An 18,774-nucleotide genomic window follows, 5' to 3' on the forward strand; every position below is an offset into this window, starting at 1 on the left:
TGGGAGTTGGTCGCGTAGTAGCTCGAAAGGCCGGATGAACATGGCGGAACTTGAAAATATCAAAGGTGCCCGCTCGCAGCGGATGCCTCGCGAGGCTCGACGCCGTCAACTCCTGCAAGCGGCACACCAGGTTTTTGTTGCCCACGGCTACCACGGCGCATCCATGGACGAAATCGCTGAAGTGGCCCTGGTTTCCAAACCAGTGTTGTACCAGCACTTCCCCGGCAAGCGCGAACTCTACCTGGCATTGCTCGACTCGCATCTTGCAGACTTCAGCCGGCAGCTTGATGATGCCATTAATTCGACCACGGATAACCGGCAGCGGGTCTTCGCCACCATCAACACCTATTACAGCTACATCAAGGGCGAGTCCCAGGCATACCGCCTGATTTTTGAATCAGACGTGCTTGCGGACACCCTCATTGCCGGGCGCATCGAGCGATTCAACAACGCCTTGGCGCAATCCATCGCCCGTGTCGTCGTCCAGGACACCGAATTGAGCGAAGCCGAAGGCCTATTGGCTGGCCGCGCGTTGGCTGGCCTCAGCCAGGTTTCTGCGCGGTATTGGGCCTCCACGGACGAAGCGGTGGAGCAAGCCACGGCCGTGGATCTGATTTCCCGTTTAGCTTGGCGCGGAATTTCGCAGTTCCCCAAGGAAAACTAGCTAGATTAGTTTCCAGAGGACCCATACGGGACACCTAATTCGTTCGAGAGGATCAGCGACAATCATGGAAATCCGGATTGGCATTCAGAATGTAGCCCGCGAAGTTGTACTTGAATCCGAGCTCAGCAACGCGGAAGTCAACGATCTGGTTTCAAAGGCTATTGCCGATGGAACGAGCCTGGCGCTCAAGGACCCTAAAGGCCGCGAAGTATTGATTCCATCTGCTGGCATCGCTTACGTCGAGATCGGCCCGGAAGAGGTCCGTCGCGTAGGCTTCGCGCAGTAGATTCCGCAATGCATCAGGCGCCCGGCGCCTGCTGGACGTGGCTGGTTTCCCCTCCTTGGGGAAACCAGCCATTCTTTGTCTCAATGGTGATTTAGTTCACGCAACTGTGGTAGTGCTAAAGGGTGAGTGATCGACGAATCCGTAGCCCCCGCCCTGTACCCGCCAGCGACCTCGCCCAGCTGCTGCTGGGACTTGAAACCGAGTTCGATGTGCCTACGCCTTTCGATGAAGCGACACTCGCGGCCGCCGAGAGCGCAGTAGCCAACGTCGCAATGCCTGCAGAGGATGCCACAGATATCCCGTTCTTCACCATTGACCCACAAGGCGCCACCGATCTGGATCAGGCGATGCATCTGGAAAAAACCGATGACGGCTACATCGTCAACTACGCCATCGCCGACGTGCCCGCCTTCGTGGAACTCGGCAGCACCTTGGACCAGGTAGCCCGGGACCGCGGCCAAACCTACTATCTGCCGCATCGCAAGATCACTTTGCACCCTCCGTTGATCTCCGAGGACCAAGGTTCCTTGCTGCCGGACCAGATCCGCCCTGCATTCCACTGGAAGATCCGCCTCGATCAACAGGGCGCCTTGGGTCCGGTGGAACTGCGGCGCGTGCGGATGAGATCCCGCGCCCAGCTGGACTACGCCGGGGCGCAACAGCAACTTGAAAATGGCTCGGCCAATGAACAGCTCGCGCTCTTGGCCGAAATCGGCGCGTTGCGCATCGAGCAGGAAAAGCTGCGTGGCGGCGCTTCGCTGAATCTTCCGGATCAGGAAATCGAGGAAGACGGTGACGGCTACCAGCTTGTGAGCCGGGTCCCCCTTCCTCTGGAAGATCACAACGCCCAGATATCCCTGCTCACCGGGATTGCCGCGGCCCGGCTCATGCTTGACGCCGGGGTAGGAATCCTGCGGACGATGCCGCAGCCAGAAGAGAAGCGCCTGCAGGAATTCCGCACGCAAACCCAGCTATTGGGGCATGCTTGGGGCGAAGAAATCAGCTACGGCCAGTATCTGCATTCGCTCGATGTCAGCGAGCCCCAGCAGCTGGTCATCATGCATCGCGCGGCGTCCTTGTTCCGCGGCGCCGATTACCACGTCATCAATGGCCAGCCAGAAGAAGAACTCGTCCAGGCAGCGCTGGCCGCGCCGTACGCCCACACCACTGCCCCGCTGCGCCGGCTTGTAGACCGTTTCGTGCTGCTGACCTGCCATTTGCTCACCACCGGAGAAAGCGTTCCAGACGAGCTCACCGCCGCGCTCGAAGAATTGCCGAGCCTGATGCGCGCGAGCTCCACTGCCGCGAACCGGGTCAACCGCGCTTCCTTGGATCTGATGGAAGCGTTTGTCCTGCAGAATCGCGTCGGTGAAGAATTCCAGGCGATCATCCTCCAGGCCCAGAACAATGGTGAAGGAAAGGACTCTGACGGGCAGCTCCAGTTGGTGGATCTTCCAGTCACCGCAAGCTTCACGGGAGCGGCTGAACCCGGCACCTTGGCCACGGTGAAGCTCGTTCATGCCGATCCTCAGCAGCGCCAGATTAATTTTGAAATCGTGGCCCAAAACTCCTAACCCACGGTTTTCGGGCAAAACCCGTTATGCTTGGGCTATTAGAAAATAGGATGCCCGATCGCAATGGGCTGAGAAATTAAACAGTATCTTGGTGGCTTCCCAGCGGTCACCATTCCCCAGGGGCCAAGGAATTCCCCTGAGTGAAAGACGCGATCGGCTCCGCTGGAATTGTGCAGCACCGAGCACCCGTTGCTGAATTCAAGCACGGGATGGGCAGGTTCTGCGCCCACATGAAACGAGAATATAACTATCGTGAGTGACACGACGTTGACGGCAGAGGCCGTCGAACCGCAAGACAACAAGAATGCCGCTGAACCGGCGCAGCGAAGCTTTGCTGAACTGAACGTGCGCGAAGACATCGTGGCTTCGCTTTCCGAAGCCGGGATCCTGTATCCGTTCCCCATCCAGGCACTCACCCTGCCGGTTGCCTTGGGCGGCAACGACATCATCGGCCAGGCCAAAACCGGTACCGGCAAGACCCTGGGCTTCGGCATTCCGGCCCTGCAGCGCGTAATCCGCAAGGGCGACAAGGGCTTCGAGGATCTCGAATTCCCGGGCGCGCCACAGGCACTGATTGTCGCCCCCACCCGCGAATTGGCCATCCAGGTCGGCGCCGATCTGGCCCAGGCTTCCAAGCACTCCAACATTTCGATCACCACCATCTACGGTGGACGCCCGTACGAAGAGCAGATCGCAGCGCTGAAGGCCGGAACCGACGTGATTGTCGGTACCCCGGGCCGACTGATCGATCTGAACCGCCAGCGCGTTCTGAACCTTAAGCAGGTGCGTACCGTGGTGCTGGACGAGGCTGACGAAATGCTGGACCTGGGCTTCCTGCCAGACGTCGAGCGCATTCTCGCGGCTCTGCCGCCGGTACGCCAGGCCATGCTCTTCTCCGCCACGATGCCAGGCGCCGTGATCACCATGGCTCGCCGCTACATGACCCGCCCAACGCACATTCGCGCGCAGGACCCGGGCGATGACGACTCGCTGACCAAGCGCAACATCCGACAGCTGGTCTACCGCGCGCACAACATGGACAAGGACGAGATGGTTGCGCGTCTGTTGCAGGCCGAGGGCCGAGGCAAGACCATCATCTTCACCCAGACCAAGCGTTCGGCAGCCAAGCTTTCCGACGAACTGGTAGACCGCGGCTTTAACGCCGGCTCGCTGCACGGTGATCTGGGCCAGGGCGCCCGTGAACAGGCTTTGAAGGCCTTCCGCTCCGGCAAGGTCGACATCTTGGTTGCCACCGACGTGGCCGCCCGAGGTATCGACGTGGACGACGTGACGCACGTCGTGAACCTGCAGTGCCCAGATGACGAGAACACCTACCTGCACCGTGTTGGACGCACCGGTCGTGCCGGCAACACCGGCACCGCGGTGACCTTTGTGGACTGGGATTCTGTGCCTCGCTGGTCGCTGATCAACAAGGCGCTGGGCCTGAATGTGCCAGAGCCGGTAGAGACCTACTCCTCCTCCCCGCATTTCTTCACCGACCTTGATATCCCTAAGGGAACCAAGGGACGCCTGCCGCGCGCCAAGAAAGCCAACGCCGCCGGAGGCGAAGGCTCGGAGGCCTCGGAGAACACGCCACGCACCCCGCGCCGTCGCAGCAACTCCCGCTCGCGCACCCGCACCGTCAATGGCCAGCGCGCTGAAAAGCGTGCCGTCCAGGGCGAGGGCACCGAACAAGAAGGTGCGCGCCACGGACATTCGAAGGGCAAGCAGGATCGGCCAGCCCGCGAGAACGAACGGCACCGCGAGACCCACCAGCCTGGCACCGAAGGCGACGAGAACTCGCAGGCTCCAGCGCAGGCTCGTCGTCGCCGTCCGCGCCGTCGTACCCGCAGCACCGATGAAGGTGGACAGGACTAGTTCCTAGTCCCCTCGTTAGTTCGTTATTCCGAAAGGAAGCTAATCCAGCGGTGCTTGCCCAACCCGAAGAATCAGCAATACCTGGCACCGGACCTACTCATGCCCCGGCATGTGCAGGTCCGGCCTCAGCCAATACCGTGTACCACGGGGATAACCTCAGCGTCCTCTCCTCTTTGCCGGGGCAGAGCTTCACGCTGATCTATGTGGATCCGCCATTTAATACCGGGCGGAAGCAGACCCGGGCACAGCGCACCATGGTGCGGGCGGCCGAGGGAGAAGGCGATCGCACGGGTTTCCAGGGACGCGCCTACAACACCGAGCTTGGCACGGCGCGTTCCTATCACGACACCTTTGATGATTACCTCAGCTTCATCGAGCCTCGGCTCCGCGAAGCGCACCGGCTGCTGACCGAAGACGGCACCTTGTACGTGCACCTCGATTACCGCGAAGTGCACTACGTCAAGGTGCTGCTTGATGAGATCTTCGGGCGCGATTGTTTTCTGAACGAGTTGATTTGGGCTTACGATTACGGAGCCCGGGCCAAGAACCGGTGGCCGGCAAAGCACGACACCATCTTGGTTTATGTGAAGAATCAGAAGCATTACCACTTTGATTCTTCAGAGGTGGACCGCGAGCCTTATATGGCTCCAGGCTTGGTCACCCCGGAGAAGCGCGCCTTGGGCAAGCTTCCCACCGACGTGTGGTGGCATACCATTGTTTCGCCCACCGGCAAGGAAAAGACCGGATATCCCACGCAGAAACCCGAAGGGATCCTGCGACGAATCATCACAGCTTCTTCACGTCCAGGCGACTGGGTGCTGGACTTCTTTGCAGGATCCGGAACCACCGGTGCCGTGGCAGCCAAGCTGGACCGCCAATTTGTCCTCGTGGACCAGAATCCTGAAGCTATTGACGTGATGCGTTCACGACTGCCAGAGTCCACGGCCTATACCAAGGCCTGAGAACCGGTACCTTCCTGAATAATACGTTGCAGCATTTCCGGCTCGGTGAGATTCTCACCGAGCCGGTTCAGTTTTCCGGTCCCGTGATAATCGGAGGAACCGGTGACGATCAGGTCGTTTTGAGCCGCAAGCTCCAACAGCCAGCGCTTGCCTTCTTCGGTATTGTCCCGGTGGTGGACTTCAACCCCGCCAAGCCCCGCGTCAATCATGTCGTAGAAGGTCGAGTCGGCAACCACACGCCCGCGCTTGGACGCCTTCGGGTGGGCAAAGACCGGCACTCCCCCGGCTTCGCGAACCAATTGCACTGCTTTGGCCGGGTCCACTGCCGGATGAGCGACGTAGTAGCGCGAACGGTAGGAGAGCACGTTGGCAAACGCTTCATTGCGGTTGGCCACGATGCCCGCGGTCACCAGGGCGTCCGCAATGTGCGGACGGCCCACGGTTGATCCTGGTTGGCAGTGGTCCCGCACGAGATCCCAATTGATCGGGTAGTCCTCGGCCAGGCGTTCAACGATACGCTGGGCGCGGATGATTCGGGCGTTCAGCGCGAGATCAAGTTCATCGAGCAGCGGCTGGTAGTTGGGGTCATGGAGGTAGCTGAGCAGGTGAACGCTGATGCCTTGGGGGTCTTGGCAGGTGATTTCCATCCCTGGAACAAACCCGATGCCCACTTCCTGTGCGGACTCTGCCGCCGATGCCCAGCCGGTGGTCTGATCGTGGTCCGTCAGCGCCACGATGTCCAGGCCTGCAGCGGCCGCGGAGCGTATCAGCTCGGAAGGAGTTTCCGTTCCGTCAGACACATTGGAGTGGGTGTGCAGGTCAATTCGCATATGCCTAGATTATCCCTTGCGCTGATACTTTGCTGGGATACCTCCGATGGTGACACACTTGGACTATGACCAATCAAGAATCAACTGCGCAAGGCACAGATCAGCCGTTGGAAGACCGAGTGAACAACCGTTCCCAGCGTCCAACGTCCAAGGCATTCCAAGAATTCATGGCCTCTTCATGGGCTACCGATACTTCTGAACTGCCTCAGCAGGATGAAGCTGCCAGCTACGCGGCGGCTCGCCGCGCCAAGCTCTCGGAAAATTTCGCGGGTGAACGCCTTGTCATTCCGGCCGGTCCGCTCAAGGTCCGATCCAACGACACCGATTACCGGTTCCGCCCGCACTCGGCCTTCGCCCACCTGACCGGCCTGGGCGTTGACCACGAACCAGACGCCGTGCTGGTCATGGAACCTACCGACGACGGCGCGGGCGAACAGGGCACCAACCACGTCTCCACCCTGTATTTCGCTCCAATGGCGGGGCGCGACAGCACCGACTTCTACCTGAACTCGCGTTCCGGCGAGTTCTGGGTTGGTCCACGTCCGACCCTTTCGTCATTGGCTGCCCGCACCGGCCTGCCCACCGATTCGCTGGACCAGTTGGAAATGGCGGTCACGAAGAATTCCGGTCCCCAGGCTCTGGGCGGCATCCGCATTCGCTTGGTGCGCGAGGTCGACCTGAACATGGACGCGCTGGTTGATACCTCGCGAATCAACACCGGCCAGGATCTGGAAGCTAGCGACTCGTTGGATACCGAACTCGCCGAATTCGTCTCGGAAATCCGGCTGGTCAAGGACGAGTACGAGATCGCTGAATTGCGCAAGTCCGTCGCCGCAACCATCAACGGTTTCGAAGATGTCGTGTGCAGCCTCGATCAGGCTATCGCGCACCAGCGCGGTGAACGAGTTGTCGAAGGCGCCTTCTTCGCGCGAGCCCGTTTGGAAGGCAACGAGCTGGGCTACGACACCATCGCGGCTTCGGGCAATAATGCCACCATCCTTCACTGGATCCGCAACACCGGCTCCGTCAACGACGGCGAAGTCCTCCTGCTGGACGCCGGCGTTGAAGCCGACTCGCTGTACACCGCGGACATCACCCGCTCCCTTCCAGTTTCCGGCAAGTACACCGATGTCCAGCGCAAGGTGTACCAGGCGGTTCTGGATGCCGCTGATGCCGCATTTGCTGCCGTGAAGCCGGGGCTCAAGTTCCGTGACCTGCACCTGATCGCTACCCGCGTTCTGGCCGAGCGCCTTTCCGAATGGGGCATTCTTCCGGTATCGGTTGAGCAAGCGATGAGCCAGGAAGGCCAGCACCACCGCCGCTGGATGCCGCACGGCACCAGCCATCACCTGGGCCTGGATGTGCACGACTGCGCGCAGGCCCGCGCCGAGTTGTACCTGGAAGCAGAACTGAAGGAAGGCATGGTGTTCACCATCGAACCCGGCCTGTACTTCAAGGATGAAGATCTGGCGATTCCTGAGGAATACCGTGGCCTGGGCGTGCGCATCGAAGATGACATTCTCGTCACTTCAGACGGCGCGGAGAACCTGAGCGCGGCGCTTCCCCGCAACCCGGATGAGGTTGAAGCATGGATGGCCAAGCTGCGCGGCTAATGCCGGCGGTCGCGTATTGACGCAAAGGAGGGTCCGGGTTCAGTTACCAAAAGTAACTGAACCCGGACCCTCCTGTGTTTTTGCTGCTCTATGCCTTTGGCTCGTCATCCGTGGACGGCGCCGATGGATGATTTTCGGGGTTCACCTTCGGCTCCACGCTTGAGAGATCCTGCTCCTGCCGTGTGTCACCGGTAGAATCCTCCGAGGCTGGTGCCTGCTGCTCGCTGTGCGTCGACGCCTCAGGCTGCTCTTGCGGCTTGGCTGCAGGCTCCGCGGCTGGCTTCGGATCTTCAACACGAACGCCGTAACGCGGGCGTCCATCCGGAAGATCCGGGAACTGTCCGCGACGAGGATCAGTGGACTCACTGGGCTTGACCGCCGCCTGGGTCGGAGCCGGTGCGGTGACCGGGGCCGCTGGCGCCTGCTGCTGAACCTGAGTCTCAGCTGGCTGGCCAGCACCTGGGTGCGGGCGCATGGGCAGCTTGGATGCAAGGGCTCGTGCAGCCTGCGCATGTTCGAAGTCAACCACTACATCAAAACTGGTGGCGACGAACTGGCTGGAGGATGCGAAGTCGCGCTTGCCGCGGCGGGTCGAATAACTCACCACGCCAGCGATCATCCAAATGGCCATGCCCAAGCCGATGGACGACAGGATCTGGTACAGGCCATTGCCTCCGCCGCCAAAGAGAGACAGCAGCAGGCCGACAAACAGGCCCATCATGCCGCCCTGGGCTGCGCCAGCCAGTGCCACCTTAGGGTAGGAAAGTTTCGCGGTCACTCGCTCCACCGTGCGTACGTCATTACCGACAATGCTCACCGACGCGACGGGAAAATCATTATCTGCCAAGTAGTCGACGAGCTTCTGCGCATCGAGGTAGCTGGTATAACGTCCAAGCAGTTCTCCGCGAGGCAAACCGTTGGGGCTGATCGAATTTACTCCATGAGGCGAGGTCATATCTATATTGTGCACAGGTTTACTGTGAGCCTGCCTAGTTGTGAACTAACTATCGCTGTGGGTGAAAGAAACAGTGAACCGCTTGTGTCCTTGCACACCGCAATGCCCATTCGGACACGATAGTCTAGAGGGGTGAGCGCACAAGTGTCTAAAATCTTCGTCGCCCGGCTTCTCGGGCTTGATGTCTTCGACCCCTTGGGCGACCGTTTGGGCCGTTTGCGCGATGTTGTTGTCGTGTCCCGTGGTCCGCAAAAGCCTGCCGCCTGTGTGGGCCTGGTCGTCGAGGTCCCCGGCAAGCGCCGGGTCTTCGTTCCGATGACCCGTATCCAATCCATGGAAGCCAACCAGGTCATCTGCTCGGGCTTGGTCAACATGCGCCGCTTCCAGCAGCGTGGCCAGGAAATCCTGGTTGTTGCCGAGATGTTCGACCGCACGATCAGCTTCATCGACGGCTCTGGCCGCGGTGTCATCGAGGATATCGGCCTGACTCAGACCCGCCGAGGAGACTGGGAGATCAACGAATACTACGTGCAGCGCGGAGTCCCCAGCTCCTCCTTGCTGGGCCTTCGCCCGCGTCGACGCGACAAGGTGCTGGTCTCGTGGGATGACGTGCGCCATGGGTCGCAGGAAGAACCGCAATCGGCTGATACCTTCGTGGCCACCCACGATGAAATGAAGCCCGCTGACTTTGCCGACGCCCTGCATGAAATGAATGAGAAACGCCGCCTTGAAATTGCTGCACATCTGCAAGATGAGCGTCTTGCCGACGTGCTCCAGGAATTGCCGGACCGCGAGCAGGTAGAGATCCTCTCGGCACTGGGCCTTGAACGTGCCGCCGATGTGCTCGAAGAGATGGACCCGGACGATGCCGCCGACTTGTTGGCGGGCATTGGCGAAGAGACCAAGCACCAGTTGCTGGATCTGATGAACGAGGACGAAGCCAAGGACGTACGCCGATTGCTGGCCTACCCCGAAGGCACCGCCGGCTCGATCATGACGCCTGTTCCGGTGATCCTCACCCCCGAGTCAACGGTCGCCGAAGCTCTGGCCTCGGTTCGCCTTGAAGAACTCAGTCCGGCATTGGCTTCCACAGTTTATGTGGTGCGTCCTCCGCTGGAAACGCCTACCGGCCGGTACTTGGGCCAGGTTCATATCCAGGCGTTGCTCCGAGCAGCACCACCTGAGCCCCTGGGCGATATTCTTGATACCGAACTTGAGTCGATGTCAGACCTCGCGGACATTTCCGAGGTCGTGCGGCATCTGGCCACATATAACCTCACCAGCGTTGGTGTCACCAATAAAGAGGGCCGGCTCGTTGGAGCCATCACCGTCGATGACGTATTGGACCACATCCTTCCCGATGATTGGCGCTCGCAAGACTAGACGAGCATCATCACTAGACAGATCAGCAGAGGAGTTCCAGCTATGGCTGAGCAGCGTAAGACGAATGGCCTGGACACCCCACTGGCAGCACGACAACGTTTCTGGCCGAAATTTACGCCTAACCCAGACCTGTTTGGTTCGGTCACGGAGAAGTTCGCCCGATTCATGGGTACGCCCCAGTTCCTGCTGTACATGACAGTGTTCTGTGCCTTCTGGCTGATCTGGAATTCCGTGGCGCCCCAGAACTGGCGCTTTGACGATGCCACCATCGGCTTCACAGCCCTGACACTGATGCTTTCGCTTCAGGCTTCCTACGCTGCGCCGCTGTTGCTGCTGGCCCAGAACCGCCAGGATGACCGCGACCGCGTCTCGCTGTCTGAAGACCGCGCGCGCGCTGAACGCAATCTGTATGACACCGAATACCTCACCCGGGAGTTGGCATCCCTGCGCCTGGCCCTTCGCGATGTCGCAACCCGCGACTATGTCCGCTCGGAACTGCGAAATGTCCTCGAAGAGCTGCTGGAAACCACCGACGGCGAAGAGCTGCACCTTCGAGCCAAGAAGAAGAGCGGCGGCAAAAATTCCTCGCCGCAGACGGGCATCATGGAAACAGTCAATCCTCAGCAGTCACAGCAGCGGAAGAACAATAGCAAGTGAGCAATTCGCAAGTCCTACTTGATGCACTGAACAGCGTTAATGATCCCGAGCTGCGCCGCCCGATCACCGAACTTGATATGGTGCAGTCCGCGCAGCTTGATGGGCAGACCGCACGTGTGACGATCCTGTTGACCATTGCAGGTTGCCCTATGCGTTCAACTATTGAACAGGATGTCACCACTGCGCTGCTGGATGTCCCTGACGTTGAAGACGTCGAGGTGAGCCTTGGCGTTATGGATCCCCAGCAGCGTGCCGCACTGCGCGAACGGCTTGCCAGTCGGCGCACTCCGTTCTCCGACCCTGATTCCCTGACCCGCGTGATCGCGGTGGCCAGCGGAAAGGGCGGCGTTGGCAAATCCTCGATCACCGCGAACCTGGCCACACAACTGGCAGCCCAGGGCTTGAAGGTGGGCCTGATTGACGCCGATGTCCATGGCTTCTCGATCCCCTCGTTGATGGGCATTACCCAGAACCCCACGCGCATGGACGATATGATCCTGCCACCGGTGGCCCATGACGTAAAGGTCATTTCCATTGGCATGTTCCTGGATTCCAACCAGCCGGTGATTTGGCGTGGACCCATGCTGCACCGTGCCTTGGAGCAGTTCCTCTCCGATGTGCACTTCGGCGACCTGGATTACCTGTTCCTCGACCTGCCGCCGGGCACCGGAGATATGGCCATCTCGGTCTCCCAGCTACTGCCGAACAGCGAACTGCTGGTGATCACCACACCGCAGTCCACGGCCACCGAGGTCGCTGAACGCGCCGGAACGATTGCATTGCAAACCGATCAAAAGGTAATTGGCGTCGTGGAGAACATGAGTTTCTTGCAGTTGCCTGATGGCTCCCGCATGGAGGTCTTCGGATCTGGTGGCGGAGAAAAACTCAGTGAATCACTGACCCGCCAACTGGGCTATGAGGTCAATCTGCTTTCCCAGATCCCGCTGGAAGAATCCGTCCGCGTGGGCTCGGATCAAGGCACCCCGGTGGTCCTCAGCGCGCGCCAGGCGCCAGCGGCCATTGCCCTGCAGGAATTAGTGGAGAAACTAGTACAGCGACCGCGCGGACTAGCCGGGCGATCGCTGCCAATGTCATTCTGACTTTTTGTGCTTTAGGTGGCTTCGGAATCGAAGGGAGCCGCTTCGTTTGCTGCCAGAGGGGCCTGCTTCTGGGTTTCCGGGGCAATGGCGGTACGTACCGGAGCTGGTGCCACAGAAGCATTAGGTGAGCTCTTGGCGACGTTGATGGCGTCATCAAATTCATCAACCAGCGCTTCTTTGATGATGCGGCGCGGGTCGTATTGACGAGGATCGAGTTTCCGCCAGTCGATATCGGCAACTTCGTCGCCGACTTCTTCGCGCAACTGCTCCTTGGCCCCATTGGCCATGCGCCGTACTTCTTTGACGAGGTTGGCTAGCTTTTTGGCGTACTCAGGCAACTTTTCCGGGCCAAGAATGACAACCGCGAGCACTGCGAGAACAATGAACTCGCTACCATTGATTCCAAAAAGATCCACGTAAAAAGATTACCTTGTCCCGGACGAACTCACGAAGTCACCGCGCCACGGCGCACACCGTGGCACGGCTATTGGCCTACTAATTCGCGGCCCGCAGTCCCAAGGGAAGACGTGGCAAAGACATGGTCTTAGCTGGACGGTTGGCCGGATTGCGGTGTGCCAGGGCATCACGCAGCATGGCTCGTCCACGGTGAATTCTTGAACGAACAGTCCCGAGCTTCACATTCAAGATCTGGGAGACTTCTTCGTAGGAGAAGCCCTCCATGTCGCACAAAACGATGGCTGCGCGGAATTCCGGCGAGAGGGCGCGCAAGGCTTCCTGCACGTCGACATCCAGGTTATTGAACTCAAAGTAGCGTTCAGGGGAAATCACGTTACCAGGCAGGCGGTCCTCAGCACCGTCGGCAAATCCGTCAAAGCGGATCTTGCTCTTGCGCCGGGCTTGATCCAAGAAGAGGTTGGTCGTGATGCGGTGCAGCCAGCCACCCATGGTTCCCGGCGTGTACCCGTCCAGTGCCTTGAAGGCGCGAACGAATGCTTCTTGGGAGAGGTCCTCCGCGTCATGGCGGTTGCCAGTTAAACGGTAAGCCAGTCGGAAGACCTGTTCGCCATGTCCTTGGACCATCTGATCCCACGTCGGCGTCGAAGTTTCCGGAGCCGCAATGGCAGAAACTGATTCACTTGGTGCATTGTTCACTCTTCAAGTATGAGTTGGAAAGCTGAGCTGAAGCTAAGAATCCCCTACAGGAGAACTATCAAGTTGAACAACTTCGCATCCCGCGCTGGGTACGATTGATAGTGGCCGTCAACAGAAAACGTTATTGAGGATCCCTACGCATGCCTTCGATGAATCCAGAACTCTTCGCGAGCTGGACCTACACCCAGAACCACATCAGCGAGCCCGAGCATGTTGTCCAGGCTCGCGAACGTGCCGAAGATCTGGGCGTACGTTGCGTCGATCCGGCGGGACGCTCCATGCTGCAGCTGCTATGCACCTTGCGCCGCCCGCGCAATGCGGTAGAGATCGGATCCGGCGTGGGCGTCGCGTCGCTCGCCATGCTCGAAGCTGTCGGCCCATCATTGACGTTGACCGCGATTGAATCAGATCTGGAACACGCCAACGCGATGCGCCTGGGCCTGCGCGAATCCGGTATTCCATCGGCGCGGGCCAGGATCATCAACGAACGCGCGGAAAACGTCCTGTCGCGTTTGGCGGATCATGCTTATGATCTTGTGCTCATCGATGCCGGTGCTGATTTACTACTGGAGTACGTCGCCGAGGCCAAACGTATTGTCGGCGTGGGCGGCGTGATCATCTTGAACAACGCTTTTGATGAGCACCGGTTGGCTAAGCCCGCCGTGCGCAAGACTTCCACGGTCATGACCCGCGATGCCTTGCGGATGCTGCGAGAGGACCCGCGATTGCAGACCCACTTCTTCCCCACCGAGCAAGGATTGTTCGTGGCCACCGTCTTGCCTCCGGCCGCCCCTAAAAATAGATAGCACGCAAAAAGGCCGACATATGTCGGCCTTTTTGGGTCGCATGGTTGCGATCAAGCTAGATTAATCGGTGACCTTCAACAGGCAGTCGCGCAGTTCGGTCGCTTCAGCGTCGTTCAACTCGACGACCAGTCGTCCGCCGCCATCGATTGGCAAGCGCAGGATCAGACTCCGGCCCTCTTTAACGACTTCCATTGGCCCATCACCAGTGCGTGGCTTCATAGCAGCCATTAAGCTGTTCCCTTCGTCTGTGGCTAACGCGCGCAACAATTTTTGCGTTGCGCACATCCGAATGCCTTGTCCATCATCTGCCAAGATTCCCGGCTGAGTTGGGACTCTTATCTTCTATTATTACTAATTTTCGCCCGTGTCGCTAATCACACGCCGTGACTCAAGGTCACGAATGGTATTTTCCAGACTGGTGATTTCCGCAGCGAGCACATCCAGCACGTCATCAACCTGATCGCAGCGGTAGCCGCGCAGCCCCAATGAAAAACGCACTTTATCGATGTGTTCAGCACGGGGATTTTCAGGCAGGAGCACCGGTGGCAAAGAAGCCTCATGTTCCACCAGTCCGACGATTGGCTCGCTGGGAGCTTCGAAATGGCGGCCCACGCCCAACTTCTTTCGCTGGCTGGAGAGCAGCAGCGCCACCGCCCCGACCAGGAGCAGCGCAATCAGAATCAACAAGAATGGCATCAGTATCCCCTACACCACTTCTTCCGGAGCCGGCTGCTTGTCGGCTGTTCCGAGCACCAGGTCCACTGCCTCATCGGGGTCATCCGTCACCATGAACAAATTCAAATCCTTAGGCGAGATGGCGCGCTCGGCGGCCACGGTATTCGTCAGCCATTCCACCAGGCCGCCCCAATAGGACTTGCCGACAAGAACTATTGGGAAGCTCGTGATCTTCTGGGTTTGCACCAGCGTCAAAGCCTCGAAGAGCTCGTCCAAGGTGCCGAAACCGCCAGGCAGAACAATGAAGCCTTGCGAGTACTTCACGAACATGGTCTTGCGCACGAAAAAGTACCGGAAGTTCAGGCCCTTATTCACCGATGAATTCAGCCCGGTCTCGAATGGCAGTTCAATGCCCAACCCGATTGAGATGCCGTCATTGTCAGCAGCGCCCTTGTTGGCCGCTTCCATTGCACCCGGACCGCCACCGGTGATGGTGGTGATCCCCGCTTCAGCTAAACGGCTGCCAATGCGGTGAGCCATCGCGTAGTACGGGCTCTGCGGGTCGGTGCGCGCTGAACCGAAGACGGCAATCGCCGGCCCGGTGCCAGCCAAGGTTCCGAATCCATTAACGAACTCGGATTGGATCCGAAGAACGCGCCAAACGTCGGTATGGGTGACGTCTTCTTGCGGGCTCTCCAAAAGATAGTGGTCGAGCTGGTCTTCCGGACGCTTCCCAGGCCAATTCGCTTCGACGTTGCGTTGCCCCTCACGAGCATTCTCTTCGCTCTTTCGCTGATGAACCATGACTTCACTCTATCGGGTAATTCCTTGTGACCCGGACTGTGTCGCAGCACTGTTAAAGTGACAGTTATGTAACAACTTATGTGTGACTTGTTCGAAGTGACGCGTAGTACGCGTCACATCAAGTAATGTCTATTTCATGAACAGCGATCATCAGGCTCAGGCTTCTACAGCGGACCCCATCGTCCAACTGGCTGGGGTCAATAAGCACTACGGTGCCCTGCATGTACTCAACAACATCAACCTCGAAGTCACCAAGGGCGAGGTTGTCGTGATCTTGGGTCCGTCAGGTTCAGGTAAATCAACCTTGTGCCGTACCATCAACCGACTCGAGACCATCGATGAAGGCACCATCAAAATCGATGGCAATACACTTCCATCTGAAGGCAAGGCCCTGGCCAAGTTGCGTGCGGACGTCGGCATGGTTTTCCAGTCCTTCAACCTTTTTGCGCACAAATCCATCCTGGAGAATGTGACCCTAGGGCCGATCAAGGTCAAGGGCATGAAGAAGGCAGAGGCCAAGGATTTGGCCCTTCAGCTTCTGGAAAGAGTTGGCGTGGCCAACCAGGCGGAAAAACTTCCGGCTCAGCTCTCTGGCGGCCAGCAGCAACGCGTCGCCATTGCCCGGGCCCTGGCCATGAAGCCAAAGGTCATGCTCTTTGACGAGCCTACCAGTGCGCTGGACCCGGAAATGATCAATGAAGTGCTCGACACCATGGTGGGACTGGCCAAGGAAGGCATGACAATGCTTGTGGTTACCCACGAGATGGGCTTCGCCCGCAAGGCTGCCGATCGAGTGATCTTCATGGCCGATGGCCAAATCGTTGAGCAGGCAACCCCGGAAGAGTTCTTCACCAATCCGCAATCTGATCGTGCCAAGGACTTCCTCGGCAAGCTCATCACCAATCACTGATTTCATCACCACGCATCCAACAGGAGGAATTATGCGTAAGTCTCGTTTTGGCACCATTGCAGCAATGGCAGCCGTCGCAGCACTGGCTCTGACGTCATGTGGCGGTTCGGACAGCGAAGCTGACGGCGACAAGATCCGCATCGGCATCAAGTTCGACCAGCCGGGCCTGGGCTTCAAGGATGGCGATAACTACACCGGCTTCGATGTCGACGTCGCAAAGTACGTAGCGAACGAACTGGGCTATTCCGAGGACAAGATCGAATTCGTTTCGGCCCCCTCGGCCAACCGCGAGACCATGTTGCAGAACAACCAGGTCGACATGATCTTCGCAACCTACTCGATCACCGATGAGCGCAACAAGGTCATCGACTTCGCTGGCCCATACTTCGTTGCCGGCCAGGATCTGCTGGTGGCTTCGGATTCCGACATCAACGGCCCAGAGGCCCTGAATGGCAAGAACCTGTGCTCGGTCACCGGTTCCACCTCCGCTCAGAAGGTCAAGGACAACTACGCTGAAGGCACCAACCTGCAGGAGCTTCCGGGCTATGCAGAGTGCGTCACCCAGATGAGCGGTGGCACCATCGACGCAGTAACCACCGATGACATCATCCTCGCAGGTCTGGCCGCCCAGCCTGCTTACAAGGGCAAGTTCAAGGTCGTTGGCGCTCCATTCTCGGAAGAGAACTACGGTGTCGGCCTGCCGGACGGAACCGACAAGTGCAAGGCCATCAACGAGGCGATCACCAAGATGATCGACTCCGGCGACTGGCAGAAGGCTTTGGACAAGAACACCGAGGGTACCGGCTACAAGCCGAACTCGAAGACCAACCCTCCAAAGCTCGCAGATACCTGCGCTTAGCATTTTCGATGCGGCGGGGGTCAAGCCTTGTACTTGGCCCCCGCGGCATTCTTGTTTTCCCGATGAACGAGTATTCGTTCTTCGATCCCATAGCCGCTTGGCCCGCACTACGGCCATCGAGATAGAGGCTTGCAGTGGAGAATTACTTATCCATATTCACTGAGTACGACATTCCCGGAGCATTCTGGGTCAATATCCAACTAACTTTCTGGGCGGCCATCGGCGCGCTGGTGCTGGGCACGATTCTTGCGTTGCTTCGCATCTCCCCCGTGGCCAGCTTCCAGGCCATCGGCACCAGCTACGTCAACTTGGTTCGAAATACCCCACTGACGATCATCATCCTGTTCGCGGTCCTGGCCCTGTATGGCCAGCTGGGGTTCACCTTGGGCGGAGATTTCCAAGCGAACTTCTTCCGGCTATCGGTTTTGGGCCTGGCCGTTTACCATGCGGCCTTCGTCTGCGAAGCTATTCGCTCGGGCGTGAATACTGTTCCGCTGGGACAGGCCGAAGCCGCCCGTGCAATAGGGTTGAGCTTCCTGCCGGCAGCTCGATTGGTGATTTTGCCCCAGGCATTCCGCGGCGCCATCGTTCCGCTGGGTAATACCCTGATTGCACTGATCAAGAACTCCACCGTCGCTGCCGTTGGCTCCGTCGCCACCGAAGCCTCGTCGGTCATGAAGACCATGATCGAGTTCCGCTCGGACATCGTCATCCCGATCTTCTTGACCTTCGCTATCGGCTTCGTGATCATCGTGATTCCTGTCGGACTGTTGACTACTTGGGCTTCGAAGAAACTGGCGGTGGCACGATGAGCGCATCAATTCTATTTGACACCCCCGGGCCCAAGGCTCGTCGCCGCATCCTGATTATCAATATCATCGGCGCGCTGCTCGCTTTGGGTATTGTGGCGTGGATTTTCTTTGGCCTCGCCGCCAAGGGGCAGATGCAGCCCGAGCAATGGGACGACTTCATCCAAGCAAGCACCTGGGAGAACTATCTGCTTCCAGGCTTGCTCAACACCGTCAAGGCAGCAATTCTGGGCATCATCGGCTCGGTGGTCTTCGGTTTGGTCTTCGGCGTCGGTCGCCTGTCGCAGAACAAGCTGATCAACGGATTCTGCACGATCATTGTGGAATTCTTCCGTGCCGTGCCCGTGCTGCTGATGATCGTGTTCTTCAACGTGTTCTTCTCCCGGTCTCTTGAGCTGCCCGGCGATACCGCGTTGTGGGCCGTTGTTGCCGCATTGGTCTTCTACAACGGTTCCGTCGTTGCAGAGCTGGTTCGCTCTGGCGTGCACAACCTGCCCAAGGGACAGCGCGAAGCCGGCATTGCCATCGGCCTGACCCGTGGCATGTCGCTGCGCCATATCGAAATCCCGCAGGCGCTGGTGGCGATGCTGCCGGCCCTGATCGGCCAGTTCGTCGTGATCTTGAAGGACTCCGCGCTGGGCTACATCATCAGCTTCAACGAACTGCTGTTCTTCGCCCGCACCTACTCGTCGCCTAACGGCAACGTCCTGCAGGCGCTGATTGTCACTGCGGTCATCTTCATCTTGATCAACTTCACCTTGAGCAAGATTGCAGAAATCGTCTCACGGCGCCTGAGCAGCCGTATCAAGAAGGACAAGAACGCTGCGGCAGTAGTTGGCACCACCGCCGTGACCTTCGCCGAGGCCAGCACAGATGCTGGTTCAAAAGATCAATAA

Annotated in this window: 21 protein-coding genes; 14 read left to right on the forward strand and 7 right to left on the reverse strand. The window is 58.9% G+C overall.

The genetic code is table 11. The features are described 5' to 3' along the window. The first annotated feature begins 40 nt into the window (after nucleotides 1-40). The 5 genes from OF385_RS10345 to OF385_RS10365 all read left to right on the forward strand — a co-directional run bounded on the left by OF385_RS10345 (nucleotide 41) and on the right by OF385_RS10365 (nucleotide 5,364). Nucleotides 41-664, forward strand: coding sequence for a TetR/AcrR family transcriptional regulator (locus OF385_RS10345; RefSeq protein WP_264275311.1), 624 nt, complete (start codon nucleotides 41-43; stop codon nucleotides 662-664). Between the two features lie 64 nt (nucleotides 665-728). Further along, on the forward strand, nucleotides 729-950 hold the full coding sequence (locus OF385_RS10350) for a DUF3107 domain-containing protein (protein ID WP_022873951.1): 222 nt from the start codon (nucleotides 729-731) through the stop codon (nucleotides 948-950). 122 nt (nucleotides 951-1,072) lie between these two features. Beyond that, nucleotides 1,073-2,524 (forward strand): RNB domain-containing ribonuclease, encoded by a 1,452-nt coding sequence (locus OF385_RS10355; protein ID WP_264275312.1) that lies wholly within the window; start codon nucleotides 1,073-1,075, stop codon nucleotides 2,522-2,524. Between the two features lie 252 nt (nucleotides 2,525-2,776). After that, the gene (locus tag OF385_RS10360; RefSeq protein WP_264275313.1) at nucleotides 2,777-4,402 is read left to right on the forward strand and encodes a DEAD/DEAH box helicase; all 1,626 of its coding nucleotides are present in this window, start codon (nucleotides 2,777-2,779) and stop codon (nucleotides 4,400-4,402) included. Between the two features lie 77 nt (nucleotides 4,403-4,479). Further along, nucleotides 4,480-5,364, forward strand: a complete 885-nt coding sequence (locus OF385_RS10365) for a DNA-methyltransferase (RefSeq protein WP_413468153.1) — start codon at nucleotides 4,480-4,482, stop codon at nucleotides 5,362-5,364. Here OF385_RS10365 and OF385_RS10370 read toward each other — a convergent pair. After that, on the reverse strand, nucleotides 5,349-6,194 hold the full coding sequence (locus OF385_RS10370; RefSeq protein WP_264275314.1) for a PHP domain-containing protein: 846 nt from the start codon (nucleotides 6,192-6,194) through the stop codon (nucleotides 5,349-5,351). The two genes, OF385_RS10365 and OF385_RS10370, sit on opposite strands and share 16 nt — an antisense overlap. A 65-nt stretch (nucleotides 6,195-6,259) precedes the next feature. Here OF385_RS10370 and OF385_RS10375 point away from each other — a divergent pair, with 65 nt between their 5' ends. Further along, nucleotides 6,260-7,807 carry an aminopeptidase P family protein gene (locus OF385_RS10375; protein ID WP_264275315.1) on the forward strand — a complete coding sequence of 516 codons (1,548 nt, stop codon included), beginning with the start codon at nucleotides 6,260-6,262 and terminating at the stop codon, nucleotides 7,805-7,807. An 88-nt stretch (nucleotides 7,808-7,895) separates the two neighbouring features. Here the strand turns inward: OF385_RS10375 and OF385_RS10380 are convergent, their stop codons facing one another. Next, a complete protein-coding gene (locus tag OF385_RS10380) occupies nucleotides 7,896-8,762 on the reverse strand; it encodes a general stress protein (protein WP_264275316.1) in 867 nt (288 codons plus the stop codon). A 132-nt stretch (nucleotides 8,763-8,894) separates the two neighbouring features. On the opposite strand from OF385_RS10380, the gene OF385_RS10385 reads away from it, so the two are divergent. From OF385_RS10385 to OF385_RS10395, 3 genes are read left to right on the forward strand one after another with little or no spacing between them, the layout of a single operon-like run. Next, nucleotides 8,895-10,145 carry a magnesium transporter MgtE N-terminal domain-containing protein gene (locus tag OF385_RS10385; RefSeq protein ID WP_264275317.1) on the forward strand — a complete coding sequence of 417 codons (1,251 nt, stop codon included), beginning with the start codon at nucleotides 8,895-8,897 and terminating at the stop codon, nucleotides 10,143-10,145. A gap of 42 nt (nucleotides 10,146-10,187) precedes the next feature. Next, nucleotides 10,188-10,802: a DUF1003 domain-containing protein gene (locus OF385_RS10390; RefSeq protein ID WP_264275318.1), complete on the forward strand. Its 615-nt coding sequence runs from the start codon at nucleotides 10,188-10,190 to the stop codon at nucleotides 10,800-10,802. After that, a complete protein-coding gene (locus tag OF385_RS10395) occupies nucleotides 10,799-11,902 on the forward strand; it encodes an Mrp/NBP35 family ATP-binding protein (RefSeq protein ID WP_264275319.1) in 1,104 nt (367 codons plus the stop codon). Before OF385_RS10390 ends, OF385_RS10395 begins: the two co-directional genes overlap by 4 nt. Nucleotides 11,903-11,913: 11 nt before the next feature. Here the strand turns inward: OF385_RS10395 and OF385_RS10400 are convergent, their stop codons facing one another. Then, on the reverse strand, nucleotides 11,914-12,318 hold the full coding sequence (locus tag OF385_RS10400; protein WP_264275320.1) for a sec-independent translocase: 405 nt from the start codon (nucleotides 12,316-12,318) through the stop codon (nucleotides 11,914-11,916). Between the two features lie 79 nt (nucleotides 12,319-12,397). Then, entirely contained in the window at nucleotides 12,398-12,943 is a 546-nt protein-coding gene (gene sigE / locus OF385_RS10405) for an RNA polymerase sigma factor SigE (RefSeq protein WP_264277900.1), read from the reverse strand. Nucleotides 12,944-13,155: 212 nt separating this feature from the next. Between sigE and OF385_RS10410 the strand changes: the two genes are divergently transcribed. Further along, entirely contained in the window at nucleotides 13,156-13,821 is a 666-nt protein-coding gene (locus OF385_RS10410; RefSeq protein ID WP_264275321.1) for an O-methyltransferase, read from the forward strand. A 60-nt stretch (nucleotides 13,822-13,881) separates the two neighbouring features. Here the strand turns inward: OF385_RS10410 and OF385_RS10415 are convergent, their stop codons facing one another. The 3 genes from OF385_RS10415 to OF385_RS10425 all read right to left on the reverse strand — a co-directional run bounded on the left by OF385_RS10415 (nucleotide 13,882) and on the right by OF385_RS10425 (nucleotide 15,300). Beyond that, the gene (locus OF385_RS10415; protein ID WP_074439749.1) at nucleotides 13,882-14,049 is read right to left on the reverse strand and encodes a DUF3117 domain-containing protein; all 168 of its coding nucleotides are present in this window, start codon (nucleotides 14,047-14,049) and stop codon (nucleotides 13,882-13,884) included. Nucleotides 14,050-14,172: 123 nt separating this feature from the next. Further along, a complete protein-coding gene (locus OF385_RS10420) occupies nucleotides 14,173-14,505 on the reverse strand; it encodes a DivIVA domain-containing protein (protein WP_264275322.1) in 333 nt (110 codons plus the stop codon). Between the two features lie 21 nt (nucleotides 14,506-14,526). Beyond that, nucleotides 14,527-15,300, reverse strand: coding sequence for a TIGR00730 family Rossman fold protein (locus tag OF385_RS10425; RefSeq protein WP_264275323.1), 774 nt, complete (start codon nucleotides 15,298-15,300; stop codon nucleotides 14,527-14,529). A gap of 178 nt (nucleotides 15,301-15,478) precedes the next feature. On the opposite strand from OF385_RS10425, the gene OF385_RS10430 reads away from it, so the two are divergent. The 4 genes from OF385_RS10430 to OF385_RS10445 all read left to right on the forward strand — a co-directional run bounded on the left by OF385_RS10430 (nucleotide 15,479) and on the right by OF385_RS10445 (nucleotide 18,774). Then, nucleotides 15,479-16,210 (forward strand): amino acid ABC transporter ATP-binding protein, encoded by a 732-nt coding sequence (locus OF385_RS10430; protein WP_264277901.1) that lies wholly within the window; start codon nucleotides 15,479-15,481, stop codon nucleotides 16,208-16,210. A gap of 31 nt (nucleotides 16,211-16,241) precedes the next feature. Beyond that, nucleotides 16,242-17,069, forward strand: coding sequence for a glutamate ABC transporter substrate-binding protein (locus tag OF385_RS10435; RefSeq protein WP_264275324.1), 828 nt, complete (start codon nucleotides 16,242-16,244; stop codon nucleotides 17,067-17,069). A gap of 134 nt (nucleotides 17,070-17,203) precedes the next feature. After that, a complete protein-coding gene (locus OF385_RS10440; RefSeq protein ID WP_264275325.1) occupies nucleotides 17,204-17,881 on the forward strand; it encodes an amino acid ABC transporter permease in 678 nt (225 codons plus the stop codon). Beyond that, nucleotides 17,878-18,774, forward strand: a complete 897-nt coding sequence (locus OF385_RS10445; protein WP_264275326.1) for an amino acid ABC transporter permease — start codon at nucleotides 17,878-17,880, stop codon at nucleotides 18,772-18,774. The genes OF385_RS10440 and OF385_RS10445 overlap by 4 nt, the downstream gene beginning before the upstream one ends.

The sequence above is a fragment of the Glutamicibacter sp. JL.03c genome, from assembly GCF_025854375.1.
Lineage (GTDB): Bacteria > Actinomycetota > Actinomycetes > Actinomycetales > Micrococcaceae > Glutamicibacter.

Excerpts from the sequence above, each read along its gene's own strand:
- OF385_RS10345 (WP_264275311.1), top strand. The coding sequence starts at position 41 with ATGGCGGAACTTGAAAATATCAAAGGTGCCCGCTCGCAGCGGATGCCT.
- OF385_RS10350 (WP_022873951.1), top strand. The coding sequence starts at position 729 with ATGGAAATCCGGATTGGCATTCAGAATGTAGCCCGCGAAGTTGTACTT.
- OF385_RS10370 (WP_264275314.1), bottom strand. The coding sequence starts at position 6,194 with ATGCGAATTGACCTGCACACCCACTCCAATGTGTCTGACGGAACGGAA.
- OF385_RS10375 (WP_264275315.1), top strand. The coding sequence starts at position 6,260 with ATGACCAATCAAGAATCAACTGCGCAAGGCACAGATCAGCCGTTGGAA.
- OF385_RS10380 (WP_264275316.1), bottom strand. The coding sequence starts at position 8,762 with ATGACCTCGCCTCATGGAGTAAATTCGATCAGCCCCAACGGTTTGCCT.
- OF385_RS10390 (WP_264275318.1), top strand. The coding sequence starts at position 10,188 with ATGGCTGAGCAGCGTAAGACGAATGGCCTGGACACCCCACTGGCAGCA.
- sigE (WP_264277900.1), bottom strand. The coding sequence starts at position 12,943 with ATGGTCCAAGGACATGGCGAACAGGTCTTCCGACTGGCTTACCGTTTA.
- OF385_RS10410 (WP_264275321.1), top strand. The coding sequence starts at position 13,156 with ATGCCTTCGATGAATCCAGAACTCTTCGCGAGCTGGACCTACACCCAG.
- OF385_RS10415 (WP_074439749.1), bottom strand. The coding sequence starts at position 14,049 with ATGGCTGCTATGAAGCCACGCACTGGTGATGGGCCAATGGAAGTCGTT.
- OF385_RS10425 (WP_264275323.1), bottom strand. The coding sequence starts at position 15,300 with ATGGTTCATCAGCGAAAGAGCGAAGAGAATGCTCGTGAGGGGCAACGC.
- OF385_RS10435 (WP_264275324.1), top strand. The coding sequence starts at position 16,242 with ATGCGTAAGTCTCGTTTTGGCACCATTGCAGCAATGGCAGCCGTCGCA.
- OF385_RS10445 (WP_264275326.1), top strand. The coding sequence starts at position 17,878 with ATGAGCGCATCAATTCTATTTGACACCCCCGGGCCCAAGGCTCGTCGC.